This is a genomic window from Bacillus sp. 2175, from assembly GCF_057812155.1.
Genome location: NZ_CM173819.1, coordinates 2332098 through 2357545, shown reverse-complemented (window position 1 = coordinate 2357545; position 25448 = coordinate 2332098). Strand labels below are relative to the sequence as shown.

General features: G+C 34.0%; 24 protein-coding genes and 1 riboswitch. Of the genes, 3 read left to right on the top strand and 21 right to left on the bottom strand.

What is annotated here, in order from left to right; genetic code table 11:
* Nucleotides 1-131 precede the first annotated feature (131 nt).
* The 3 genes from ACXKY9_RS12305 to ACXKY9_RS12295 form a co-directional block, all read right to left on the bottom strand.
* Nucleotides 132-1562, bottom strand: a complete 1431-nt coding sequence (locus tag ACXKY9_RS12305) for a cryptochrome/photolyase family protein (RefSeq protein ID WP_001179979.1) — start codon at nt 1560-1562, stop codon at nt 132-134.
* Nucleotides 1563-1634: 72 nt separating this feature from the next.
* Nucleotides 1635-2456 carry an SDR family oxidoreductase gene (locus ACXKY9_RS12300; protein ID WP_000604773.1) on the bottom strand — a complete coding sequence of 274 codons (822 nt, stop codon included), beginning with the start codon at nt 2454-2456 and terminating at the stop codon, nt 1635-1637.
* A 5-nt stretch (nt 2457-2461) separates the two neighbouring features.
* Nucleotides 2462-2887 carry a MarR family winged helix-turn-helix transcriptional regulator gene (locus ACXKY9_RS12295; RefSeq protein ID WP_001061039.1) on the bottom strand — a complete coding sequence of 142 codons (426 nt, stop codon included), beginning with the start codon at nt 2885-2887 and terminating at the stop codon, nt 2462-2464.
* A gap of 310 nt (nt 2888-3197) precedes the next feature.
* Here ACXKY9_RS12295 and ACXKY9_RS12290 point away from each other — a divergent pair, with 310 nt between their 5' ends.
* Nucleotides 3198-3767, top strand: coding sequence for a DUF3841 domain-containing protein (locus ACXKY9_RS12290; RefSeq protein ID WP_000743850.1), 570 nt, complete (start codon nt 3198-3200; stop codon nt 3765-3767).
* Nucleotides 3768-3905: 138 nt separating this feature from the next.
* Here the strand turns inward: ACXKY9_RS12290 and ACXKY9_RS12285 are convergent, their stop codons facing one another.
* From ACXKY9_RS12285 to ACXKY9_RS12255, 7 genes are all read right to left on the bottom strand, one after another.
* The gene (locus ACXKY9_RS12285) at nt 3906-5123 is read right to left on the bottom strand and encodes an NAD(P)/FAD-dependent oxidoreductase (RefSeq protein WP_000365648.1); all 1218 of its coding nucleotides are present in this window, start codon (nt 5121-5123) and stop codon (nt 3906-3908) included.
* Nucleotides 5124-5297: 174 nt separating this feature from the next.
* Nucleotides 5298-6323 carry an alpha/beta hydrolase gene (locus ACXKY9_RS12280; protein WP_001220683.1) on the bottom strand — a complete coding sequence of 342 codons (1026 nt, stop codon included), beginning with the start codon at nt 6321-6323 and terminating at the stop codon, nt 5298-5300.
* 326 nt (nt 6324-6649) lie between these two features.
* A complete protein-coding gene (locus tag ACXKY9_RS12275) occupies nt 6650-7171 on the bottom strand; it encodes a carbonic anhydrase (protein WP_001086248.1) in 522 nt (173 codons plus the stop codon).
* 63 nt (nt 7172-7234) lie between these two features.
* Nucleotides 7235-9841, bottom strand: coding sequence for a DUF2309 domain-containing protein (locus ACXKY9_RS12270; protein ID WP_000028356.1), 2607 nt, complete (start codon nt 9839-9841; stop codon nt 7235-7237).
* On the bottom strand, nt 9841-11373 hold the full coding sequence (locus tag ACXKY9_RS12265) for an NADH dehydrogenase subunit 5 (RefSeq protein WP_000908921.1): 1533 nt from the start codon (nt 11371-11373) through the stop codon (nt 9841-9843). The genes ACXKY9_RS12270 and ACXKY9_RS12265 overlap by 1 nt, the downstream gene beginning before the upstream one ends.
* 607 nt (nt 11374-11980) lie before the next feature.
* Complete coding sequence (locus tag ACXKY9_RS12260) at nt 11981-12343, bottom strand: Na-translocating system protein MpsC family protein (RefSeq protein WP_000842548.1); 363 nt, start codon at nt 12341-12343, stop codon at nt 11981-11983.
* A gap of 352 nt (nt 12344-12695) precedes the next feature.
* Nucleotides 12696-13538 (bottom strand): polysaccharide deacetylase family protein, encoded by an 843-nt coding sequence (locus tag ACXKY9_RS12255; RefSeq protein ID WP_000665177.1) that lies wholly within the window; start codon nt 13536-13538, stop codon nt 12696-12698.
* Nucleotides 13539-13933: 395 nt separating this feature from the next.
* On the opposite strand from ACXKY9_RS12255, the gene satA reads away from it, so the two are divergent.
* The gene (gene satA / locus ACXKY9_RS12250) at nt 13934-14491 is read left to right on the top strand and encodes a streptothricin N-acetyltransferase SatA (protein WP_001054991.1); all 558 of its coding nucleotides are present in this window, start codon (nt 13934-13936) and stop codon (nt 14489-14491) included.
* Between the two features lie 98 nt (nt 14492-14589).
* On the opposite strand, the gene menA is transcribed toward satA, so the two are convergent.
* The 10 genes from menA to ACXKY9_RS12200 form a co-directional block, all read right to left on the bottom strand.
* Entirely contained in the window at nt 14590-15501 is a 912-nt protein-coding gene (gene menA, locus ACXKY9_RS12245) for a 1,4-dihydroxy-2-naphthoate polyprenyltransferase (protein ID WP_000536384.1), read from the bottom strand.
* A 289-nt stretch (nt 15502-15790) separates the two neighbouring features.
* A complete protein-coding gene (locus ACXKY9_RS12240; protein WP_000701557.1) occupies nt 15791-16390 on the bottom strand; it encodes a DJ-1/PfpI family protein in 600 nt (199 codons plus the stop codon).
* A 91-nt stretch (nt 16391-16481) separates the two neighbouring features.
* A complete protein-coding gene (locus ACXKY9_RS12235) occupies nt 16482-17312 on the bottom strand; it encodes a GNAT family N-acetyltransferase (protein WP_000562836.1) in 831 nt (276 codons plus the stop codon).
* 166 nt (nt 17313-17478) lie between these two features.
* Nucleotides 17479-17883, bottom strand: coding sequence for an arsenate reductase (thioredoxin) (arsC, locus tag ACXKY9_RS12230; RefSeq protein WP_000428354.1), 405 nt, complete (start codon nt 17881-17883; stop codon nt 17479-17481).
* A gap of 25 nt (nt 17884-17908) precedes the next feature.
* Complete coding sequence (gene arsB / locus ACXKY9_RS12225; protein ID WP_000826532.1) at nt 17909-18949, bottom strand: ACR3 family arsenite efflux transporter; 1041 nt, start codon at nt 18947-18949, stop codon at nt 17909-17911.
* An 18-nt stretch (nt 18950-18967) separates the two neighbouring features.
* The gene (locus ACXKY9_RS12220) at nt 18968-19405 is read right to left on the bottom strand and encodes an ArsI/CadI family heavy metal resistance metalloenzyme (protein ID WP_000640876.1); all 438 of its coding nucleotides are present in this window, start codon (nt 19403-19405) and stop codon (nt 18968-18970) included.
* Nucleotides 19406-19465: 60 nt separating this feature from the next.
* Nucleotides 19466-19771, bottom strand: coding sequence for an arsenical resistance operon transcriptional regulator ArsR (gene arsR, locus ACXKY9_RS12215; protein WP_002101104.1), 306 nt, complete (start codon nt 19769-19771; stop codon nt 19466-19468).
* 607 nt (nt 19772-20378) lie between these two features.
* Nucleotides 20379-21521, bottom strand: coding sequence for an MFS transporter (locus tag ACXKY9_RS12210; protein WP_001139232.1), 1143 nt, complete (start codon nt 21519-21521; stop codon nt 20379-20381).
* Between the two features lie 62 nt (nt 21522-21583).
* Nucleotides 21584-22180, bottom strand: coding sequence for a TetR/AcrR family transcriptional regulator (locus ACXKY9_RS12205; protein ID WP_001042191.1), 597 nt, complete (start codon nt 22178-22180; stop codon nt 21584-21586).
* A 281-nt stretch (nt 22181-22461) separates the two neighbouring features.
* The gene (locus ACXKY9_RS12200) at nt 22462-23226 is read right to left on the bottom strand and encodes an SDR family oxidoreductase (protein WP_002101105.1); all 765 of its coding nucleotides are present in this window, start codon (nt 23224-23226) and stop codon (nt 22462-22464) included.
* A 167-nt stretch (nt 23227-23393) separates the two neighbouring features.
* Here ACXKY9_RS12200 and ACXKY9_RS12195 point away from each other — a divergent pair, with 167 nt between their 5' ends.
* Entirely contained in the window at nt 23394-23834 is a 441-nt protein-coding gene (locus tag ACXKY9_RS12195) for an Lrp/AsnC family transcriptional regulator (protein WP_001178562.1), read from the top strand.
* A 169-nt stretch (nt 23835-24003) separates the two neighbouring features.
* Here the strand turns inward: ACXKY9_RS12195 and ACXKY9_RS12190 are convergent, their stop codons facing one another.
* Nucleotides 24004-25209, bottom strand: a complete 1206-nt coding sequence (locus tag ACXKY9_RS12190) for a M20 family metallopeptidase (protein ID WP_000501341.1) — start codon at nt 25207-25209, stop codon at nt 24004-24006.
* Nucleotides 25210-25297: 88 nt separating this feature from the next.
* Nucleotides 25298-25399, bottom strand: a riboswitch (SAM riboswitch).
* Nucleotides 25400-25448 lie beyond the last annotated feature (49 nt).

Below are 25448 nucleotides of genomic sequence, written 5' to 3'. Positions count from 1 at the left end.
AAACATTCTCCTTTTTAATAGAAGGTTTTAGAAACTCTATATGATTCGTATACTCTTTCAATGAATACAACTTTAATACGCAAATAGACATTATAACTTTTACATATCAAATTCATATTGACTCGTGTATTTTATATAAATTCTTTCATACTTTTATATGCACAAAGGGCTCTCTCTCGTGCTGCCTTATGATCAACAATCGGATAAGGGTATGTATTCCCAAGTTTTATATTGGATTTTTGTAAAATATGCTCAGGTGCTTCCCAAGGTTTATGTATATATTTGTTTGGGATATCTCTTAATTCTGGTACCCATCTTCTTATATACTCTCCATTTTTATCAAACTTTTCTCCTTGTGTGATAGGATTAAAAATACGAAAGTACGGTGATGCATCTGCTCCACTTCCAGCAACCCATTGCCATCCCATTGTATTATTTGCAATATCAGCATCTAGTAGTGTATCCATAAACCATTTTGCACCTTCTTGCCACGGAATTAACAAATGCTTTACAAGAAAAGAGGCTACAGCCATTCTTGCCCGATTATGCATAAAACCGGTTTGCCATAGTTCTCGCATTCCCGCATCAATAAACGGATAACCAGTTTCACCCTTCTGCCATACTCTTAATAACTCCTCTTCCTTATTCCACGGAAAATGTTCAAAGCTCTTATTAAGAGGTTTATATACTGTAAATGGATAATGGTATAGTAAATAATAAGAAAACTCTCGCCAAATTAATTGACGTATAAAGCTATTAACTTGTTTTTCAAAGAGACTAGATTGTCTTTCAGTACTTTTATTTATTAAGTAATGAAACATTAGCTTTACTGATATTTGTCCAAATGAAAGATACGGTGCCAACATCGAATGGACATTTTGATTTGGAAAATCTCTTCCTTCACTATAAGAGGCTAATTTACTAGAGAAAAATTTCTTAAATGTTTTGTATGCCCCTTCCTCTGTAGGCTCCCATATTGCTTCCATATGAGATGTCCACGGTATAGTCGGCAACAAGTGTAATTCTGAGACAGATAAGCTTGCTGGTAAAGAGTTTCCCCACTTTATACTCTGCACTCTGTTAATAGGTTTAGGTATTACCTGCTTTTGAAATGCATTGTAAAAAGGCGTAAACACCTTATATTCAGTGTTATCCTTCTTTTTTATAATCCACGGTTCTAATAATAAATGCGAATTAAATTCCTTACAAATAATACCTTTATCTTCTAATATCATTTTCATTTTTTGATTAGATTTTAACCTGTCTGGATCATAACAACTATTCCAATATACAGCCGTTATATCTAATTGTTTTATGAGAGAAAGTATTTCTTCCTGTGTATTTCCTTTGCGGATTATTAAAGTAGAGCCCAATGCCTTAAGTTGCTTTTGGACATCTATTATAGCATGGTGTAACCACCACTTTGCCGCACTTCCTATTGAAAAAGTTTCATCTTGTACATATACCGGAAGAACCTCCCCGGACTGAACAGCCTCAAATAGAGCTGGGTTATCATATAAACGAAAATCTTTTTGAAACATAACGATAATTTTGTTTTGCATGGCTATCCCCTCTTACTCTTAAAACATAATAGATTCTTTATGTGAATAATCCTCTTTTTTACTTTTGCATTATTATATTAATAATTCTTTGTAATCGTAAACAAACGTTTCCATAGTTATTGGACTTCTATCTAGTAAATTCGATAAATCTGATGTGACTTTTTTAGCTAACCCTAATTTTGCAGTTGTATATATTCCAATCATAACCCAAATAAAGTCACTGTTAAGTCCCTTTTGAATCATTCTTTTTCTAAATTTAAATATACTTGGATTTGTATAAGTAATATCTTTATTTATTATTTTTGAAATAATAGCAGCAACTTCATAATATGTTAATGCCTCATTTCCCGTTAAAGAATAAGCTTTAAATTCATGTCCCTCTTCGGTTAATATTTTAGCTGCAACTTCTCCAATATCCCGTACATCTATAAAACTTGTTTCCCCTTTACCAGCAGGTACTTCAATTATTTTTTCATTTCTTAATTCATCACCATGTTGTGATAATAAATTTTGCATAAAAAAACTCGGTCTTAGGAATGTGTAAGGGATCCCAGAAGCCTTTATCATAGCTTCAATTTTAGCATGAGGTACTATCGGATTTTTTTCTACACCTAATAAAGATAAAAATACAATGTGTTTTATACCTATTTCTTTTGCGGCATCTACAACAGGCTGGAAATACTTTTTTGCATCAGCTAGATGTGGTGGTCTTATTAGAAAGACTTTAGTAACACCTGTTAAAGCCGCCTTTACAGATGAGGGGTTTTCAAAATCAAAATACACTCCTTCAGTTTCTCTACTGCGCGTTGTGACTTTGAAAGTAGCATTTCTTTTTATTAGGCATTTTACAACCTCTTTTCCTACATTCCCTGTAGCACCTGTTACTAAAATCATTTTAATCACCCTTTATTTTTTTGTAAATTTTGAATCATACTTTGCAAAACTCGAACTGTATTTTCTACTTCCTCTTTAGGAATACTAGCTGTAGCATTTTTTATAACTTCATCGCTTACATTTTCTATCTCCTGTATTAATGCCTTAGTTTCATCTGTTAAAAATATTAAATGTGACCGTTTATCTTTAGGATTATGTTTTATAAGAATCCATTCTTTTTGCAATAATCTTTGTATAATTCCGGTTACTGTTGGACGGTCTGCTAAGAGCCTTTCAGCAATCATAGCCGGGGTGGTTCCATTTGGATAAAGAGATATATCCTTTAACACAGACCATTGCTGAGCTGTTATTTTATATTCTTTTAATTGATTTGATAATTCTGTTTTCGTCATTATACTTACCTTGTGTAATAAATAGCCTAAATTATTCATATAACCTCCAATATAGTTAGTACACTAATTATATAGTTAGTATACTAACTATAATGTGTAATTACAAACTTCAATTAATAGTTTATATATAAAAGATGTATCAAATTCTTATTTTGTACTATTTCATATTATATTTAAAATCTTCTTTAATCCTGTTTTGCATGTATTGTACACTCTATATACAAAGGTTATTCCTTGCTGTTACTTTAAATAAGCATTTACAATTGTATCTAGCATAGGTATTTCTTATTATCCGATTAGTCATATTTATTCTTAATTCTGCAAAATAAAAAAGAAAATGGAGCGAAAGATGAAAAAACAATTTGATAAACAATCAAACTTAAATACATTTATTGATTCAACAATCCTATGGACTTTTCAAAACAAAAATGCTATAAATACACTTTTGAATGAAGGTAAGCTTATAGCCAATCCTATTTTTGTTAGTAAAGAAGATTTCACAGCATATAAATACATTGTAAGACACATGAAACAGAAAGGTATTGACTTTACTATAGATTTCCCCATTTGGGCATGGCATTCATGCAATGGTTACAAAAAGAAGCCTACTTTTGAGACTGCAAGGGAATTACTATCAGATATTCAATTAGAGAAAGAAATATACCTCATCGAATTCACATGTCCTAATTTTTTATTTATGTTAACAAACTATAGCGGATGGTGCGACATTTATTTTAAACTCACTGGCAATCCTAAAGCAAGTGTAACAAATGATGAAGAAAAATACTTATTTAACCTTTATCCTACCATTGAGGAAGAATGGGAATATCATCATATCCAAGCAACTCTACCCTACCTAAAAAAAGAATGGATTATACAAATAACAGAAATTAGTAAGATGAATGGGTTTAACAAATAATATTGTTTATAAATGCTTTATTTAAGCATTCATAAACATAACAAATAGTCACATTAAACTAATACATTTAAAATAGCGTTTTTTTACAATGGAACCCTAAATAAACTCGTTACTACTATGATTTTGCATACATGTAGCTTACTCATTTAGTTTTGGTCTAGTTTGTAAATATAAATTCAAATCCGGACTTGAACCGCTAATAATTATATCTCGAACAATTTTAGAAAGCACCATACTATATACTAATCCATTATCTCCATACGCATAGATAAAGTGACAATTTGGAAACTCTTCATACATTCCAATTATAGGTAAACCATCATGAGTACCACCATAAAAAGCACTTAAATAAAATTCAGGTTCAACTGTTATATTGGGAAAGAGCTTATTAAATTCATTTACTAATTTCTCTTTTTTATGGATTAATTTTGAATCTCTTTCTTGAGCAATGTTTGTATCTTCATCTAACCCACCTATAATAATCCTGTTATCTGCAGTAGTTCTCATATAAATATATGGTCTCGCAGTTTCCCAAATGAGAGTACGTTTATACCAAGAAGATAAATCTTCTACAGGATTAGTAACAACTGCATATGAGCTAATCAGTGTAGCGTTCTTTTCCTTTTTAAATTCCAACCCTTCATATCCTGCAGCCACAATTACTTTATTGGCAGTAATAGAATTGCCCCCCTTTGTATAAAAGATAGCACATTCTTTCTCTAACTTTTTGCCAACAATCTCTGTATCTTCATAAATTTGAACTCCTTTATTAGCAGCTTGTTCTAATAAACTATGTGTAAATTTATAAGGATTTATTTCACCATCATTATACGTATAAATAGCTGCACGTTTTTTAAATGGATATCTCTGTCCAATTTGTTCCTCTGATAGCCAAGTCGCTTTAAAATCATGCTTATGTAAATAATACAGTTCTTTTTCTAATTTCTTTATATCCTCTTCATAACTTGCATAATATAAACTGTCACGTCGTTTAAAATCAGAGCAATAAGGCAAGTTTTGATCAGCATATTCAATATCATTAATAGCTTGTTCACATAATTTCATATGCTTAACTGCATACTCTTCTCCAAATGTATTTACAAGTTCAAAAAACATCTTGTCACCTAAATATTGAATAAGTGCTGTATTTGTAAGGTTACTCCCGTGTCCTACCTTTCTTTTATCAACGACAACAATATTTAAATCTGATTCACTCAAATAGTATGCTGATTGAGCACCTGAACTTCCTGCTCCTATTATTAGTACGTCACATTTTATATCTTCTTCCAAGCGAGGATAAGAAGATGTATTAGAAAAAGTTGTGTTCCAATATAATTTCCCTTTCTGTAAATCCATTTAAAGTGCACCGTCCTAAATAAAATAGTTATATCCCCATCTGTATCTCCAAATCATTCTTACTATATACTTCTTATCAAATTTATTTTTGCTACCATTAGATTATTAATGCAATATTTTGTTCACCCCTATATGGTATTAAACTAGGCTTATAAAAAGTTAATAGTATATATATTATTTATTTTCATTTAGAAATTTAAGAACTTGGTTAAAAGCTTCTTCACCTGCTGGAGTGTTCATTTTAAATTGAAATTCATGTGCTAACTCGCCAGAGATATTTTTATCAAAGAAAAGTGTATCTACAGGTACTCCTTTATTTTGTAAAGTAGAAGCTAATGCTTTACCTTGCTCTTCAAATGATGCAGTATTTCCATCTGTGATGAACGTTGGTGGGTAATCTTTTGTAACGTGTTTATAAATAGAGGCGATTTCCATTTCAGGTAATGTTTCAAATTTCTTTTTCCCAAAGTAAGCCCAGCCAGTAGTACGCATAAAGTCTTGCACTTCTTTGGATGTTTCCATTTTAGCTAATGCAGGCATATTATACGGGCCGCAAAATAGCAATATACCTTTAATTGTAGAAGGAGCAACAACAGCGTCAATCCCGGTTAATTTCGCATAATCTGGAGATGTTTGAATAGTAACAAATTGTCCAGATATTTGCGCTCCCGCAGAATCTCCTGCAAAATATAGGTCATCTAGTTTTACATTATATTTCTTTGCATTTGCTTTTATATATTCATAAGCCTCACCAAGTTGTAGTACTGGTGTAGGATACTTTCTTTTAGGAGCAAGAGCATAATTTATATTTATCACTGTATAACCACGAGCAGCTAATTCTACTGCATAACCAGTAATGTCTGATTTATCTCCACCTACAAATCCACCCCCGTGCACCCAAAAAATAACAGGTGTTTTCCCTATAAAATTTTTGGGATAAATAATGTCTAATGTACCATCAGGAAATTTAGAATTATAATTGATATCTTTAACAATTCGTGTCTCTTTTAGAGCGTTTTTATAATTATTAGATTGAACAAACATTCCACCTTCAAATGCTTTTTTTATGAGAAACGCTTTCGGAATAGGTGAAACATTCCAAAAAACAACCCCCGCAATAATCAATCCGAAAACAATAAAAAGAGTTAGCAACATTCTTTTTTTCCATATCACTTTAGGTTTTAACTGTTTTATTCTCATAATTAAAGAATCTCCATTCTTTTTAGTAATAATCTTAAAATAAAGTGAAACTTTAATCAGCCCTCACCAATAGGGCTGCCCGTTAATGCGGGATCAATCACAATATACACTTCTATTTTACGATTAACTTTATTATCACCTGCTAATCCGTCCTTAAAATTTTATGCAAAAAGTTATATATTTTTATTATGTACATATTAGGTATCTCCTATAAAACACATTAAAAATTCAAACAAAAAGAGCAAAAGATCCCCATTTATAGAAGATTTCTTTTGCTCTTTGTAAAGGACACAAGTCCAAATAAAAGTTGCTTATCTATCGATAACTTACACATAAGAATGCATTTGTTTCAGTACTTTATTAGCAAAAACTTTAACAACCGTTTCTTTTTCACCCGTTCTATCAATTATGAAACCATGAACTTCAATATCAGAAGGTACTAATGGATGATGACGGATCATATCTATACTCTTTTCAATATTTTCACTAACATTTTTTTGTGCACTCAGCCATTGATTAAGGCTACCACTTGAAAATTCAGGCATGCAATTTTTAAAGAGATAGTCTAATTCTATATTATCTTTTATGAAATCACGTTGAGTTTGTAGATTAACTGAAGAAGTTTCTTTATCCTCTATTCCGACAACAAAAATTTCTTTAACATTTTCTTGATAAATAGCAATAATAATAGATCTCATTATATCTCCATAAGGATGTACAATTACAGAATCATAGCTGTGTATAGTCAACATGTTTTCTTGTTGAATGTTAGTTACTTGTTGGATACTAGGCTCTATTCCGTGTTCAATGTCTGTTAATAATAAAACTTTTTTATTCTTTGAATTCATATGGAGCACTCCTTCTTCATTATTGTATTTATGAAACTTTTAAGCTAGTAACAATAATAATTGTTACCAGTTTTTCCAGCTTCCCTCTGGATCAACACTTGCAAGTCTAACCCATCCATTTTGAACTTTTTCTCGAAATGTGAAATCATTATTTAACAAACGTTCTATATATTCAATAGGTGCTTGAATGACAATTAGTAAACGAAGTGGTGAATGATACGTCTCACTATCTGACTGCATAACCGATTGCCAAGGTAAGCCTGGCAACAGGTCACTAGCATTCCCTTGCATAACACCGAGACCCGCCGTTACGGTTTGGGTTGTTTTATTTCCACTACCATAATAATGAGGAGCTACAGTTGATGCGTAATATTGTAGATTTATCCACTGTGCAACTGTTCCTGGTCCTGCAATAATGTTAGCTAATATATCGCCACTTTCATCCTGTTTCCAATCATAATTATGAAGGAAAGCCCTGCCTTCTAAGTCACAATCTTGAGTTAATTCACGCTGTCCGATAATAAAAGATGCATTACGCGCTAATCCCCATTCTGGACGTATTTCACTCCAATCTTCTGCAAATCGATGTGCCTCTTTACTCGGATTTTTTATTTTCGTTTTAAAATTAGGTAATTGCGTTAAACGTTCTCTATTTGCATGTTGGCTCACATTTGGCATAATCGTCTCGATACAATCAAACGCTTCTTGCGCAGTTTTCGAAAGTTCTGGGACGTAAATCCATTCCAATTCGTCCACTGTTGTTTTATGTTCAGCTGCTGCAAAAATGGTATCCTTAGGAATGTTAATGCCTTCAGCAAACAACGCCTCTCTCACTTCTGGAAGATTACATAAAGTCGCAAAAACTCTTGCATTGAATCCTCCTGCTGCTCCGCCACAAGCACCACACTCAAGTGCTGCAGCATAAGGGTTGTTCGTACTTTGACTACTATGTCCGCACATTACAACTAAAGGAGCAAATTTTTCTGTCAGTCCCACCATTTTTAAAGCTTGACGCACATAGTTCACTTTTTCTTCTTTCGTAAAACCGATAGGTATCTCACCTTTTGTGTCATGAACATGATTAAGCGAGAATGTTGTATCAGGTTTTTGTAACATAGTTTTACGAAGTTTACGAATGAAACCACCAACTCCTCTTGGGACAAAGCTTCTTGTCACCATCTGTAGACCAAGTAAAGGACCACTTAACTCAGGTAGCGCCATACTTGTCAGTACGTTCTGTTTCATCGTTTTAAATGTATAACGCACCGAACTGCCTACCCTCTTACGTTGCTCATAAGATTTAAATTCATTTTCATCTGTAAGCTCTTTTATTTGATGCTTCGGTTTCAGTATAACTGGCAAGGAAGGATGGCTGTCATTACTACCTAGTTCACTAGTCGCAATTGGTAACCCAAAGAAACCAGCTATTCCAAACGTTTCAAACGGACCTAGTTTTTCTAAGTGGCGACGAAACGGTTCTGAACGTACATCAATACAAAATGCTAATTGAGCTAATACACGCTTTTTATCATTGGTTGCGCGTTGTTTAGAAGCAATCTTCTCTCTTAATTGCTCTGCATGCGTTTGTTCCCAAGCTTCCAGCCAAAGTTTCCTGCGAATATTTTCATCAAAACGATATGCAAATGCTAACAATTCGCTTTGTTCAGCTGCAGACATTTGTGACCATTCCCGTGTTGAAATATTCCCCCAATAGATCCAAGAAGCTATAAGTGGGACGATCGAAACTTTTTTCTCAACCTTTTGATTTTTTAAAGATAAATAAGGTTTTGCAATAGCCAGCTCCATAGAAATTCGAACTGCTAAATATTCTATTAAAAGCCCCTGTTCCTGAATTGATTGTTGTGAGCGCCATCGTATCATTCCTGCCCACCCAGGTAAAGAAAGTAAGTGCCCTTCAAGATAAGCTTGTATGTTAGATTCAGAAATTCCTAGTTCAAATAACGCTCTCGCTAAAGCTACTTCGGCATCTTGTGGCCAATCTTTTAAAACTTTACGCTCATTTTTACTGAGCGCTGGATCAAATGTAATAAGGTGTTGCCATGCACGATAAAAACCTTTCTCTCGATTTGGCATCGTCCAACTTGATCCGGAGTCATCAAGATATAATTTACACCATTTAATGATATGATAATTAAGAATATCAGATAGGTTTTCACTATTTTGATTCTCTATAAGCGAACTTATTGGCTGCATAACAGAGGCTTTCATATTTGCTGTATTTATATAACTCATTTCTTCTGCCAATTTATTTAATTCTGGCGATGATAATAGACTAGAAGGTAATTTTTCTAACTTTAAAGCCGCTTGGCAAAATCGCTCTACTTTCTCTCGCGGAATATGAAAAGATTGTGAATCCAGCCAACGAGACAAACTACTTTGTAAAAATGATTCCTCAATCTCACCTTTCGCTTTTGCCGAATGAATCATGGAAGTACTAGGATACATATCCACATTACGAGCTTCTTTTAGCCAATTTGCGACTTGTTCAAATGATTGCTTTTCAAGTCCCATCCAAGGGTGGTGAGCTGCAAACGTAGAGATAGGCCAAAGTGGTGCAATAACTCGGCTAGCAGATGCAACTAAATCATTTATATTATTTTCTTGCATATCAATGTTTGTATCTTTCTTTAATATTGACGATATGCTCATCACGAATTACCTCCCTTTGATACATAATGTTTCAGATAGCTTGGGTGACTTTCTACTGATTTTCTTCTCGCCTCACCTACTCGAACTAACCAAAGATAAAGTACAGCGAATAAAGTAGAAGATTGATGACGAGTAACGAAAGTACTAGTAACACTACTAAATAGTAAAATACATATAACAAAGATAACGGCTGGAGCTGAAGGTTGAACACTTTGATAAATATCAGTATGCAACCATTTATAAAGAGAATTATGAACGGTAAAGTAAATGAGAGAAAATCCAATCAAAACAATTACGCCAGCAATTCGTCCCATTCTTCCCTCTCCAAAAACAACAAGCTGTTTCCATGAAAAGTATAGTGACCAGCCTAAGATTAACGCACTAACTAGTTGATACCCCTCTCCAGAAGTCATAAACCAGAAAGTAATTGCTATAAATAATCCTAAAACACGCCCGACTCTAATCCATAAATTGGACATCTTTTCATTAGACTGATTCACTACCCCAAAACGTTGCACTGAAGAACCAGCTTGTAAAAACAGTGTAGCTTTAAACAAACCATGTAAAATTAAATGAATAACAGCCGCTAAATAGGCGCCTAATGCACATTGAATAAGCATAAATCCCATTTGTGCAATAGTTGAACCTACTAGCTGACGTTTATAATCAACTTGGACTAAACTAATTCCTGTACCTATCAAGACAGAAATACTAGAGAAAATTAGTAAAATTATTTGTGCAATATCATCATGAAAAAGAGGTGAAAATCTAGTTAACATGATACCGCCAGCATTTACTAAACCCGCATGCATAATAGCAGAAACAGGAGTTGGAGCAACAGCGGACTCAATTAACCATCTTTGAAAAGGCCATTGTGCTGCTGGAATCATCACCGCTAATATAATTAATAAGTTAATTCCTGTTCTCTCCAATGTTCCATGTAGCGCTACATTTTCATTCGTTAAAACTGATGTTAATTGCCACTGTCCAGTTACTTGAAAAAGCCAAATGATAGCTGATAGCAATGCAATCCAACTTATTGTAAATAAATAGCCAGAGATTTTAGTTGCTTCACTAACTACTTTCCACCCTTTATTTAGCCCTATGAGTAGAACCAATCCTATAAGCGTTGCTCCCCAACAAATAATCATGAAACGAAGATCATCACTTAACCATGCAACCGAAGATACACCTGTAGTAAATGTAAAAAGTACAAAGTATTTTCGATATGAGCGATCTCCCATTAAGTAACGTACAGAAAAACGCTGAATGATTAAACCAATTGTAAGAACAAAGAAAGCCATTAACCAAGCTAAAGTATCTAGATGCCAAGGCCCCACAACTCTATCTCCATTGTTATTAACAAGTGCGAGCAAAGAAACCAATGAAGGTAAAGCAGCGATACCAATATGGATATGAACAAAACGTAAAGGTATCCTTGCATGTAAAAACAATAATCCACTTAGCCAAGAAGCACTAAGCGCCATAAAAAATAAAGTTAACAGTGTTGATGAACTCAGCGAAATTAACATGTTAAATACTCCCTTCTAAGCGAAAATAACCTATAAAAATTCCTTTTAATTACGATAGTTTTTTAAATTTCAATTTTCATTCACTCTTTTTAGTGCATCGTTTTTTCCCATAAAAAAAACCGACAACTTCCATAATTCAATGATTTTATATCATCATTGAATTATGGAGATTGTCGGTTTCCCTTCAACTAACTTCAATAAAGTTTTTTGAAGAGCTCCCATTTTATAGAGGATAATAATGTATGTATTACTCCTATTAAAAAGAAATGTATATTTCTGATCTCCTAGATTATGCAATCAATATATCAATTTATGTTATACGCTATCTTTTAATTAAGAAACTTTTTCATTTAGTCAATATTACATATTAAAAAAATGCTAAAGCCTTAATTATAGCAAACTGTTAAAATGAGCATCTATCAATTTTTTAAAACAATTATAAGATAAACCATATTAAGCAGTTTGTCAATTTCTTTATCCGTTTTTTAAGAGTTATCAGAATTAAGATTTATTATACCTAAATAACTTCAAGTTTTTAATTATTAGCCTGTTAATAAAGTGTAAAACTTGTAGGTTTCTTAATCCTTCCACTAACCTTAAGGTATTTTTAAAATTTCTCCTCAAGATTATGAAGCAATTTAAAAATCATTACTCGTTCACCTGTACGGGAGCTTATATCCGTATGAAAGCTTTTCACTTTCTCTCCAGTTAATTCTAGTATAATCTCTTTCAGATCATCAATTCCAGATTCAACTAGCTCCGAACGATTCTTCTTTATCGTTAGCATCCCGTCTTTTGTTTCGCAAACACTATATTCAGCCGGCGTTAAAACACCTTGTAAATTTACGATAATCATATCCCGTAATATATCTGTCTTAACGGATATAGACCCGCGTCCTAGGTAGTCCTTTTCCCAGTGAGTAATTGCTTTGCTTATCTCTGATTCAATAGAGCCTTTTGAGCTTTTCATCTATGTATCCTCCTTCAATAAAATAAATTTACAATAACAATATAATAATCCGGATTGATTTTATTTTCAATTATTGAGAAGAATTTATTGGGATTGTTGTATGGTATCCTTTCATATCATAGCGATTTTTTATATTACAATATAGATTTTTTTGATCATTCCCAACAAGATACTCTTACTATAAAGGCTCTGTTGCATAGATTTCTAAAAAGGACATTCCGGAGAAAATAAGGAAACTCTTGTGACATAATACATAAACGAAAGAGTCGATTTCTTTATAAAATAGGAAATCGACTTTTGCTTAATTATTGATTTAGTAATAAAAACACCTTTTAAAATAACTATGTTTATACTATAGACGTTGATCTTTTTGGAAGTTTAGACGAAAATGATCCTCGTCATTATATACACCAAATTCATACCCTTTCTCTTTATAAAATTTAATAATTTCAGGAAGAGCTTGTAATGTTTGCGCCTTTTCATGCATTAAAACAACTTCTACTTCTTCTGTTGTCTGTTTCTTTACATTATCGATAATCTGAGTTGGATTATCTTTTAATTTCCAATCATTTGAGTCTATTGTCCAATCCCAAACTTTTATTGCTGCTTCTACAATTTGGTTACGAATTTCCTCGCCCTTTAATCCTGGTGCAGATCCATATGGCGGACGAACTAATTTAGGAGTTGTACCCGTAATATTATGAATAAGAGCTAACGTTTCTTTCATCTCCGTTACAAATTGTCCTTTTTTGTATAGCTTATCACTATTATGTGTCATACTATGTGCACCAATATAATGCCCTTCTTTTACTGCTCGCTTTACGTTTTCCTGAAAACCTGTATTTTGTAAATTGCTACCTTGCATAAAAAATGTCGAGGCGACATTTTGCTCTTTTAGTACATCTAAAAATTTCCCAGTTAGTTCGCTAGGACCATCATCGAATGTTAAATAAACAACCTTTCCCACCGGTTTTCCATCAGGTCTTTTCTGTTTTGCTGGTGGTGTTTCTTTTTTCTTTTCTTGTTGTTGCGTGTTAACTTGATTACTACTTTCGTTAGCTATTCCCTTCGCTGGGATAGAGTTCCATTTTCCTATTAAAAAGAAGGTGAAAAAGGTCGTTGCTAAAACAACTCCTAGAGATATTATTACCTTAGTTAGTCGACTTGTTTTTTTCTTACTTTGTGATTCTTTCATTATTTTTCGATCCTTTCCCTATTAATTTTTATATTCATTATTTATACAGCTGAGCATTAACTCCAGCTGATGTTTACAATAAATAGATTAATAGAGGAAGGTGAAGATAAAATGCAGATAATGTCGAATTTAGTTAAAGAATAACGTATGGCATCCACTCTTTAAAAAAATATTTGTTTCTCTACTACAGTTAAATTTGAAAACTGGATATACATCCAAAATAAAAGATACTACTCTTTCTAAACAATATTTTCATATCAAGATAACAACATGCTGGTATAAAGATAAAATACAAAGATAGCCGTACTATTGAAATTCTATTATAATTTTGTAATTGGAATTCATTTGAACCAAATGAAGAACTAGAAGAAATATTATTATGTGGAGGTGCCCCGATGAACCTTGTAATTAGAGAGTTAGAAACAAATGATTTAGATAATCTCCCGGAGATTGATGACAGTTTTATAGTGAATGCTCGGTTAATTCTTTCTCTTTCCAAAGGAAATAAACGTATAGAATATACAGTAGAAGACGTTCCGAGTTATGAAAAAAGTTATTTACAAAATCAAGATGATAATGAAGAACTGGCTTACAATGAATATATAAATAAACCTAATCAAGTCATTTACATAGCACTGTTACATAACCAAATCATTGGATTAATGGTATTGAAAAAGAATTGGAACCACTATGCTTACATAGAAGATATAACGGTAGATAAAAAATATCGTACACTCGGAGTTGGTAAAAGATTAGTTGATCAAGCAAAGCAGTGGGCAAAAAAAGGCAATATGCCAGGTATCATGCTTGAAACGCAAAATAATAATGTCGCAGCATGTAAGTTCTATGAAAAATGCGGATTTGTAATTGGTGGGTGTGATTTTCTTGTTTATAAAGGTTTGGATATTGAAAATGATGAAGTTGCAATTTATTGGTATTTGCATTTCAAATGAAACTGTTTTTAACATTAAACAAAGTCAAAATAAAAACCCCAATTTCTCTATATTAAAATTGAGAAACTGGGGTTAAGTTATTTAACCATATTTTTTATTTAAAACAAATAACTAATTAATAACCCTGCTGATAATAAGAAGCCAAAAATCGTATTTGTCATCGCTGTTGATTTCATTGCGATGCGCATATACCCAGGATCCTTTGCCCCTTTTTGGAAACTTTGAATCGCAGAAATCGGCTTTCTCAAACCTAGGAACATAACTAATGCCCAAGGGCTTATATAACCCATTAATACAATTACGGCAATCCATAAATACGCAATGAAAAAGGCTACCGCTAGTGTTACCACAGCTTTCTCTCTCCCAAGGAGGATTACTAATGTCTTTCTTCCACCTTTAATATCTTCTTCGATATCTCTGATGTTATTCGACATATTGATTGCACCGACTAAAATTCCAATTGGAATGGAAATCAATACACTTTCAATCGTTATCGTATTCGTTTGAATAAAGAAAGCAATGAGTACAAAACATGTCCCCATTAACAATCCAGAAACTAATTCTCCAAACGGGGTGTACGCAATTGGTAGTGGACCACCTGTATATAAATAGCCAACTGCCATCCCAATTAAACCAATAACCACTAACCACCAACTACTATTCATACAAATATAAATGCCAATAAAAGCTGCTACGACATACAATAAAAGCGCAACTGTTAAAACATTTTTTGGCTTCAATCCATGACGGACAATTCCGCCACCGATGCCAACGGATTCAGCAGTGTCTAATCCACGTTTAAAATCATAGTACTCATTAAATAAGTTCGTTGCTATTTGCAATGCTAAACATGCAACCATCATCGCAATAAATAACAGCCAATCAATTTTGGCAACATAAAGTGATGCCACTGTTCCTAAAATTACAGGAGAAAACGTCGCCGTTAATGTATGCGGGCGCGTCATCTTCCATATTAATTTAGCGGAACTAATTTCTTTTTCTGTCCCCATAACTCTGTTCAATCTCCCTACATTTTAAGTATAAATTACTAGCAGTATCTTTCTATCTATTTCCTGCCACGCATCCATTCATTATATCAATAAATGATTATCCTTTCTAACAAATCAACTTTTAATAAGGTGAAAAATTATAAAATGAAACTTTAATCAGTAGGAATTTTGTCACCCCCACTGATTATTAGTACATATCCATTGTTTTTTTACGGGCAGCCCTCCCATTCGTTGAATTTTGTGGTGGGAGTCTTACTGCCCGTTAATGCGGGATAAAAAAGAAGTCAAATTACTTCCAAACAACACCTCGCCTCTCATATTCCATTCTGTATTCAACGGCAGCCGCAATTTTAGGGCTTGCGAATCTTTCCGTGATCCAAAGTCCCAAATCAACTCCTGAAGTAACTCCTCTTGCAGTGATAATATCCCCTTGATCCGCAATTCTGTAATGAAGAAGCTCTGCCCCGTATTCACTCATTTCATCCTGTGCCAAATAGTGCATCGTTGCCTTTCGACCGTTCAATATACCAGAGGCAGCTAATAGCATACCTCCTGTACACACACCAGCAACAATTGTTCCTGCATTGTGCATCTCGCTAATCATTTCGGTCAAAGTACCAAGCTCTGCTTGCTTTCGTGCCCCATGCTCTGCTTTATGATTCCAGCCACCACCAGGTACAATTAACAAATCTGGCCTATTATCCATTCGTAAAAAATCATGTAGTTTAACCGTAACTCCAAATGAAGTCGTAACTTCTTGTTTTTGTTCACTCGAAACGAATTCAATTGTAAATGGAGCCCCTTCTTCTATCGCTCTTTTCAGTACCTCAAACGGTGCGAAAGAGACAAGTTCTCCGAAACCATCAAACAATACTATTTGTATTTTCATTTTCGGACACCTCATATGCTTTCTTTTTTAAATTGTAGATATATATAATGATTGGGCAACCTCAAAGTGTAAATTGTAAAGTATACCTAGATTATTCAAATAAAAAATAATATCCCACATAGTTAAATACATTTGTAAACCCTACATTTTCCACAACTGCAACAGAAGGCTTGTTCAATTCCATACAGTCCCAATATGGAATAATATCATTCTCCAAACAATCTTTCACAAAACTATGCGCTATCTTTTGAGCTAATTTTCTCCCTTGGTGACCTTTTATCGTTTCAATATCTATACAATGGATATTTGCAAATACAAAACCTGAAAAACATACACTTACAATTAGATCATCATAAACAACGCAATAACCGATTCCCTCATCGAAAAAACAATCCGGTGAAGACCAAAACTCTAAAATTTTTGATTGTAAAAAATCAATATTCTTAAATGTATTGTTATTATTTTCATAGAGAGCTTTACTCATTTTCAGCACAGTATATCCCTGTTCAAATTTAGGCTCATGATGATTGTCATAATCCTCTTTTCTTAGCGTATACACTCTTTGATTCCAACTCTTTAATTTACGGTGCTGAAATATTCTTTCAATTGTTTTGTTCCATTTTGAATGATTACCGATTCCTTCAAAGCAATCTAGTCCTACCTTCCTCGCCTCAGGTACTATTACATTATTAATAAAATGATTCATTTCTTTATTAAACTCTTCATTTGCAGAATCTCCAATGAAGAAGAATCCATCATTATTACCTAACCAAATAAGTCCCGAATTAGGAGCAGTACTATTATCTACAAATATACGACCAGGGTTCACTCCTGCAATTACAGCACGTACCTCTAATTGACCTTGTTCATTCACTAAACTATTACACCTATAAAAATCATTCTTGCTTAGTTCACAGATCATACGTTACATCCCCTTTTTTAAACTGTTCTATTCTAACTTTACCACTTTCACATAATATTCTGTATTATTTTCAAGAGTGGTTTTAAAGCGATGCGATAAGTAAATGAAATACATAATAAAAAAGAGCCAATCCCCTATAAGATAGAAGATTGACTCTTTCCTTTATTTACTCCCCTGTTTCAGAAAATCGCTTTATACGTTCACCAATTTCATCACGAACACGTTGAAATTCGGACCACTCTTTTCCTGCTGGATCATCAAATCCCCAATGAACACGATTTACATGCGGCGGAGTAGATGGACAAACAGAATCCGCATGACTACACAGCGTAACGACTAAATCAGCACTATTTAAAATGTTTGCATCAATTATATCTGATGTTTGATTTGTTATGTCGATATTTACTTCGTTCATTGCTTTAATTGCATTTGGATTTACTCCATGTGCTTCAATTCCTGCAGAATATACATTCCATTTATCACCTAAATATTGTTTGCCCCATGCTTCTGCCATTTGGCTTCGGCATGAATTTCCTGTGCATAAGAAATAGATTGTCTTTTTGTTTTCCATGTTGTTTTCCGCCTTTGTTTTTAAATTATGCTGGTTGATCATTAAAATATTTACGCTTAAACCAAAAAGCGACGTTTACAAGTGCAATCATTACAGGTACTTCAACTAATGGTCCGATAACTGCTGCAAATGCTGCGCCTGAATGAATACCAAACACCCCAACTGCTACAGCAATTGCTAACTCAAAGTTATTACTACCTGCTGTAAATGCTAACGTTGTCGTCACCGGATAGTTTGCACCAATTTTTCTTCCCATAAAGAAAGATACAAAAAACATTACAATAAAATAGATTAATAACGGAATCGCTATTCTTACCACATCTAGTGGCACGCTAACAATCATCTCTCCTTTTAAAGAAAACATAATGACGATCGTAAATAGCAATGCAAGTAATGTAAGTGGACTAATTTTAGGTATAAACACCTTTTCATACCACTGTCTTCCTTTTAACTTAACTAGTACAAAGCGTGTCAACATACCTGCTATAAAAGGAATTCCCAAATAGATAAATACTGATTTTGCTACTTCTATCATTGTAATATCGACAATAGCCCCTTCAATCCCTAACCATTCTGGAATTACAGTTACAAATACGTATGCATAAACTGAGAAAAAAAGCATTTGGAATACCGAATTAAAAGCAACTAAACCTGCCGCATACTCTTTATCCCCATCAGCAAGATCGTTCCAAACAATAACCATTGCAATACAACGTGCTAATCCAATCATAATGAGACCAACCATGTATTCTGGTTTATCAGGAAGAAAAATAATTGCTAACACAAACATAAGTACCGGACCGATAATCCAGTTTTGTACTAAAGATAGAACTAACACTTTTACATCTTTAAATACTCGGCCCATTTCCTCATAGCGAACTTTCGCTAATGGTGGATACATCATTACAATTAAACCAACAGCAAGTGGAATAGACGTCGTTCCAACTTGTAATGTATGTAGTCCGTCTACTACACTAGGAAACACAAACCCTAAACCAATCCCAACAGCCATCGCTAGAAAGATCCATAGTGTTAAATAGCGGTCTAGAAAAGATAAACGTTTCATTTTATTTTCCAGCTCCTATTAACAACAAGAATTTTTTTCTACTACTTTAGAAGTCGTACAACAAGATGGATCTTCTATTTTGTGAACATCACTATCTGCTTTTGTATAAAAGAACTCCCACTCATTACCATCGGGATCCGTTACCCAAAACTTATCTTGTACTGCATAGCAACAAGTCGTATCCATCTCATCACGCGCAAAGAAACCTTCTTTTTCTAATCGTTCTTTATGTAATGTAATTTCTTCAGCTGTATCCACTTGAAAACCAAAGTGATTTACTTGATTTCCATTCACTTCATCTCGTACGTTTAGCGTGAAATTAAGTCCTGGCGTCTCTAATAAAAATTTTGCATAATCTACTTTCACCTTAACTGGTGACACACCAAATACCTTTTCGTAAAATTCAATAGACTTCTCTAAATTCGTAACGTTTATACCAACGTGAACATATATCATAGCTTATTCCTCCTCTTTATATGTTATTAATCAATTTTTTTTGATTAATAGTGCAAAATTTTAACAACAGCTACCCTTTCCTGTTTTTCTAAAGATACAACATAATTCTTCTGATAATAAATTATTTACTTCCGCATCATTTAGATCATAATAACTCCACGTGCCTTTTGTTTCTTTTACAATTAAACCTGCATCTAATAAAATCTTTAAATGATATGACAACTTAGATTGCGTCATTTCAAAAATCTCTGTTAAATCACATACGCAAGTCTGGCCTCGCTGGCAAAGTTCATACATAATCTCTAAACGCTTCTGATCAGCCAACGCTTTAAACTTTTTCTCATATAACTTAAAATCTTGTGTCACTGTAGTTCACTTCCCTTCATCAACTTTTTTTGATGCTTATAGTATATACGCTATTGAGTTTATTATACAACTTATTAATCAATTTTTTGTGATTTAGAAAAACTTCCTCCCATTATATCTTTGCTACAACTAAAAAGGACCCCAGCCTTTTCAAAAATGAAAAACTACGGCTTTTTTTACAACTTAATAGTTACAATATTTCCGAGAAATGGAGTCTCTATAACTATTTTAAATTTTAATTTGATCATTATAGAGTAGTGCCCCATCACCATCAATCTAAGAAAAACAAATACCCCAAAATGAGAAAAATTGATATAACTCTTGTTTTTGGTGCATATTCATAAAAAGCACGTTACTATTCTCTTATGTTAATGAGAATAGTAACATGCTTTTAATTACAAAAATAGTTTTAATCCTTAAGTTGATGGTTGTGGGGCGGTACCCTATGCCCATCAACTTAAGAAAAAGAAATGCCCCCAAAACGAAAAAATGAGCGGCTTCTCAGAATAGCTATCTGTAGAGAAAGAAAAATTTAATTTAGGGGGATATGAAAGTATTAGCTTGATGGTAATGTGGCAGTACCTCATATAAAGAAATTTTAAACATCTTAATCTGCCTTTCCTTTATGTAAATATGGGAATAACGAAATTACCCCAAGGATAGCTAAACAAGCTCCAATCCATAGCGGAGATACAAAACCATATCCTTTACTGATCCCAAGACCACCTAGTGACGAACCAATAACAATACCTAGCGTAATAAAAGAACTATGAACGGTATTTATCATTATTCCATTACTAGCTGTCTTCATCACCCTCGCAACCATAGCTGGATTCAATGCTACACCAGTTAAACCAATAAAAATCGTAGAAATAACTGCAATGTATTTATTCTCTGCACTTAAAGCAAATAAAGACAACGCTATGATTAATATAATTAATCCACCCATAAGTATTTTCATTGTAAATTTATCAGCGAACTTGCCAATTATTATATTCCCAATTACTGTCGCGCTACCATAGAGAGCAAGTAAATATGGAATACTTGCTCTTGAAAACCCTGTAACATTTGTAAAGATAGGAGTGAAATAACTAAATGCGGCAAACGTACCACCAATAATGAACATACTTGTTACGTACGCTGCCCAAAGATGAATATTCTTAAATCGCAGAAGTTCATCTTTCCAATTTAATTGCTCTTTATTTGAAGAGGATGGTAACAACCGTTGAATCATAATTGCTGATACTAGCACAAGAACAGAAACAGCCCCAAAACTAATACGCCAGCCAAAATATTGCGAAATAACGGTTGTTATAGGTAAACCTAATACAGTTGCGAACATTAAACCTGCAAGTACAATTGATGCAGCTTTTCCCCTTGAATCAGAGTGAACCAATGTCGCAGAAAAGGAAATCGCAACTCCAAAAGCTGAAGCTGAAGCAATACCAGTTATAATACGTGAAATCATCATAATATCATAGTTCCAAGCAATAGCTCCGAGCGATTGACCAATTAAAAATATGAACATTAAAAACAATAATGCTTGTTTGCTGCGCATTCGTAAGAGGATTGCAGTTAAAATGGGGCCTCCTATTACCATTGCTCCTGCATAAGCTGAAATTAAATACCCAATGGATGATACAGAAACCTGGAATGCAAGAGCAAGTTCATTCATCATACCTGCAACCATAAATTCTGATGTAGTCATACAAAAGATTGCTAAAGCTAATAAATAAATAATCGATGGCATAAAAACACTCCTTATCCATTACTGTAATGATCGGTACAAAAATAGTGCGAAAAAAGGGCGCACTAAGCGCCACAAATAGACTCTACTGTTCCTTTGATAACTTGTTCAGACAACATCCGATTTTGCATCGATACATTAAGAACACGGAATCCGTAATAACTGCTTAAAAGCAGACTAGCTAATTCTTCAGCTGATTGCTTCTTTGAAATTTCACCTGTTTGCAATCCTTCCTCCATCACTGTTTCAATAGCTTGTTTAAGAAGTTCAACATGCTTCGAGAAAATTTCTTGTACCATTAAATCGTTTTTAGCACGTTCTATACTGGCATTAATCAATAAACATCCTTTTTGATCCATATTCTCAAAGTCTTCTTTCAATGCCCATTCAAAAAAATTACTTAATCGTTCTTTAACTGGAATTGGAGTATGTAACAATTTCTTTTGTTCCCTAATCCCAATTTCATGGTAGCGTTCTAATACTTGTTTATACAGTTCATGTTTACTACCGAAAGTATTGTATAAACTTCCTTTTCCAAGTCCTGTATCACTGCATAAATCTTGTGTAGAACATCCTTCATATCCTCTTAACCAAAATGTTTTCATTGCAACATCTACAATTGAGGAATAATCAAACTCTCGAGGTCTGCCGCGTTTATTCAATCGTATCCTCCTCTCATTTTAAAGATAATATGAATAGAATACCCTTTTTGTACCATGCGGTCAATAATTTTGTTTTAATGTTACTGTAAAATAAAATTGGATTATTTTAGATTATGAATAATTAAAAATAGCCCCCTTATTCAAATTGCCTAGCGAAAAAATCACGTTTTAATAGATTTCTTTATCATCTCTACCTTTCTATAGATTACTAGTTATGAAACGAGGATCGTTTCATAACTAGTAATTTACTTAATTAGCTTGCTGGTTATGGAGTAGTGCCCCTATAAACAAAACCCTCCAGAGACATCTATAATCTGCCCTGTTACCCAGCGGCTATCAGAAGAAGCAAGGAATGCTACTACATCTGCAATATCTTCAACTTGCCCTATTCGTCCGAACACAGATGAATCCGTAGCAAAATTCCGTATTTCTGAATCATCTAGCAATTTCGCATTGATATCTGTCTTCGTATATCCAGGCATAATTGTATTCACTGTTATACCTCGTTCTCCAAGATGTTTAGCTAGAGGAAGTGTCATCGTATTTAGTGCACCTTTACTTAAACCGTATGCAATGGACCCTGTAAAACCAAGTCTTACTTCCGCTGATGAAATGTTAATAACGCGCCCTTCTACTCGTAGTAACGGTAATGTTTGCTGAATTAAAAAGAATGGCGCCTTAATATTTACGGCCATAATTTCATCAAAAACTTCTTCTGTCGTATTTTCAATCGTCCCTTGTGTACCTATCCCTGCATTGTTTACTAAAATATCAATCTCTGATGTACCAACTCTTATTTGTAATTCATTCTTCAATTGTTCTACTATTTTTTTGACACCATCCATTAAATTGAGATCAGCTTCAATTAAGAATGCCTTTCCTCCATTAGATTCAATCTCACTAATTGTTTCATCTGCAACTATTTTATTTCGGCCGTAGTGAATCGCAACTAATGCACCGTCGTTTGCCAATCTCATCGCAATCGCACGACCAATGCCGCGACTTGCCCCTGTTACTAATGCTACTTTCCCATCAAGATTCTTCATTTTTTCCATCCTTCCTAAATTCCCTTTTGATAAACCCTATACTTATATTTTCATGCAAATACTAATCATTTTAAATATAGATTTATAGGTAATTTAGTTCGTTCACTTATGATATTATAGTTATAATTTACAATTCACTTTAGAAAACATAACAAGGAGGCTACACAATGCAAAACGCTGTAAAATTGGATGAAATCGATCATAAAATTATGAACCTGTTATATGAAAATGCGAGAATTTCTGTTTCAGAAATAGGACGAATTATATCCATGACGCAACCTGCTGTAAAAGAACGTATTAACAAGCTTGAAGATCAAGGAGTTATAGCGGCTTATCGAACGAAATTTGAGCCTGCAAAAATTAATAAAAACATTCAAGCATTCATCATGTTTAAAACGAGCCAATGCTCTGATTTTATTCAATTTTGTAATGCCGCTCCTGAAGTAACAGATTTATACCGAATTAGCGGGGAATTTAATTATATGATGAAGGTCATGAGCGATTCGATGGATTCTCTCGCTACATTTTTAGACTCTTTAATGCAATTTGGATTATCGTCTCCTTTAATTGTTTTAAAGAGTGAGTTTGAGGAGAAATTGTCGTTCTAATAAAGGGATACGTATTATCCCCGGCTAACAGTAAAAGTTTTTCCTTTATGAGAAAAGCCAATGAAATCAATGATTAGTAAACAAAAAAAGAACATTGATATTTCAATGTTCTTTTTTATATCTCTACTTATGAATTAGATCTCTATTCGAAAAAAGCACCTTAATCCCCTTACCCCTGATTCCTCTGCGCCTCTCTAAACTCCTCCTTCACCTTCTCTAACAACCCTTCTTCCGTAATTAATCGATACGCCGTATTTGCTAATGCTTTTGCCGATGTAATTAATGCTTTATCTCCAAGTTCTGAACGTGCTGCTTCTCTAAATTCATTCGTATGTGCAATTAAATCATCTGGTCCGATTTTAATGTACGGATGAATTGTCGGTACGACTTGACTTACGTTTCCTGCGTCGGTTGAACCAATCCCTACTCTTTCTTTACGATTTACATCTTCACCTAATAGTTCTAGTTCTTCCGCTACGATATCGTTATATGTTTTTGTTACGAGTAATTCATCGATTTCATTTTGAAATTGATGGATTTTTACTTTTGCACCTGTTGCTAATGCTGCTCCCTGTGCGATATTTTTTACTTTTTCTGTTACTTCTGCACATCTTTTTCGCGTTGCTGCACGGATGAAGAATCTTGTTGCGGCATAGTCAGGAATAATATTAGGTGCTTTTCCGCCCTCAGTAATAATGCCATGAATTTTCACATCTGACGGAAGTTGTTGGCGAAGTGCGTTAATACCGTTATAGAGCTGAATAACCGCATCTAATGCGTTAATCCCTTCTTCTGGCGAAGCTGCAGCGTGAGCTGTTTTTCCGTAAAAATGAAAATCAAGTGGATCGACTGCTAGTGAAGGACTCGTTGTCGCTGTCTTTCCGCTCGGATGAATCATAAGCGCCGCATCAATGTCTTTAAATAAACCTGCCTTTACATAACTTGATTTCGCGCTACCATTTGGCCCGCCTTCTTCTGCTGGCGTACCAAACACGACAACTTCCCCGCCAATTTCTTCAAGCGTTTCTGATAATGCGATTGCTGCTGCAACGCTAATTGTGCCAATTAAATTGTGACCACACGCATGACCTAGTCCTGGTAAAGCGTCGTACTCCGCTAGAAATGCGATTGCAGGTCCTTGTTTTCCAGAGCTTTTTCGCGCGATAAATCCCGTTTCATGTCCAGCTATATTGTGCTGCAACTGAAATCCTGCACTGCCTAGCAATAAACTTAACGTTCTAGATGCATAAAACTCTTGGTTACCAATTTCCGGATTCGCATGAATATCATGACTTGTTTCTATGTACTTTTCCTTATTTCTTTCGATACTCTCTTCAATTGTTTTTCTTTGTGACGCTACTCCTGTCGCTCCCATTGTTCTTCCTCCTTTTATTTTCACATAAAAAAGCCTCTTTCTAAAAGATAGAAAGAGGCTTCTGTATATACAGTCAAAATGAGCTTCTTTCTTATCTTTCAAGTTACCTTGCTGGAATTGGCACAGTATTCCTAACGAATCCGCTGCCGAGGTATCATAGGGCCAGTCCCTCCACCTCTCGTGATAAGAATTTTCATAAAATTATATTAAATTATTTTTTATTCTAAGTTCATTCCAAG

Coding starts and splice junctions, on each gene's coding strand:
- ACXKY9_RS12305 (WP_001179979.1), bottom strand. CDS start 1,562: ATGCAAAACAAAATTATCGTTATGTTTCAAAAAGATTTTCGTTTATAT.
- ACXKY9_RS12300 (WP_000604773.1), bottom strand. CDS start 2,456: ATGATTTTAGTAACAGGTGCTACAGGGAATGTAGGAAAAGAGGTTGTA.
- ACXKY9_RS12295 (WP_001061039.1), bottom strand. CDS start 2,887: ATGAATAATTTAGGCTATTTATTACACAAGGTAAGTATAATGACGAAA.
- ACXKY9_RS12290 (WP_000743850.1), top strand. CDS start 3,198: ATGAAAAAACAATTTGATAAACAATCAAACTTAAATACATTTATTGAT.
- ACXKY9_RS12285 (WP_000365648.1), bottom strand. CDS start 5,123: ATGGATTTACAGAAAGGGAAATTATATTGGAACACAACTTTTTCTAAT.
- ACXKY9_RS12280 (WP_001220683.1), bottom strand. CDS start 6,323: ATGAGAATAAAACAGTTAAAACCTAAAGTGATATGGAAAAAAAGAATG.
- ACXKY9_RS12275 (WP_001086248.1), bottom strand. CDS start 7,171: ATGAATTCAAAGAATAAAAAAGTTTTATTATTAACAGACATTGAACAC.
- ACXKY9_RS12270 (WP_000028356.1), bottom strand. CDS start 9,841: ATGAGCATATCGTCAATATTAAAGAAAGATACAAACATTGATATGCAA.
- ACXKY9_RS12265 (WP_000908921.1), bottom strand. CDS start 11,373: ATGTTAATTTCGCTGAGTTCATCAACACTGTTAACTTTATTTTTTATG.
- ACXKY9_RS12260 (WP_000842548.1), bottom strand. CDS start 12,343: ATGAAAAGCTCAAAAGGCTCTATTGAATCAGAGATAAGCAAAGCAATT.
- ACXKY9_RS12255 (WP_000665177.1), bottom strand. CDS start 13,538: ATGAAAGAATCACAAAGTAAGAAAAAAACAAGTCGACTAACTAAGGTA.
- satA (WP_001054991.1), top strand. CDS start 13,934: ATGAACCTTGTAATTAGAGAGTTAGAAACAAATGATTTAGATAATCTC.
- menA (WP_000536384.1), bottom strand. CDS start 15,501: ATGGGGACAGAAAAAGAAATTAGTTCCGCTAAATTAATATGGAAGATG.
- ACXKY9_RS12240 (WP_000701557.1), bottom strand. CDS start 16,390: ATGAAAATACAAATAGTATTGTTTGATGGTTTCGGAGAACTTGTCTCT.
- ACXKY9_RS12235 (WP_000562836.1), bottom strand. CDS start 17,312: ATGATCTGTGAACTAAGCAAGAATGATTTTTATAGGTGTAATAGTTTA.
- arsC (WP_000428354.1), bottom strand. CDS start 17,883: ATGGAAAACAAAAAGACAATCTATTTCTTATGCACAGGAAATTCATGC.
- arsB (WP_000826532.1), bottom strand. CDS start 18,949: ATGAAACGTTTATCTTTTCTAGACCGCTATTTAACACTATGGATCTTT.
- ACXKY9_RS12220 (WP_000640876.1), bottom strand. CDS start 19,405: ATGATATATGTTCACGTTGGTATAAACGTTACGAATTTAGAGAAGTCT.
- ACXKY9_RS12210 (WP_001139232.1), bottom strand. CDS start 21,521: ATGCCATCGATTATTTATTTATTAGCTTTAGCAATCTTTTGTATGACT.
- ACXKY9_RS12200 (WP_002101105.1), bottom strand. CDS start 23,226: ATGAAGAATCTTGATGGGAAAGTAGCATTAGTAACAGGGGCAAGTCGC.
- ACXKY9_RS12195 (WP_001178562.1), top strand. CDS start 23,394: ATGCAAAACGCTGTAAAATTGGATGAAATCGATCATAAAATTATGAAC.
- ACXKY9_RS12190 (WP_000501341.1), bottom strand. CDS start 25,209: ATGGGAGCGACAGGAGTAGCGTCACAAAGAAAAACAATTGAAGAGAGT.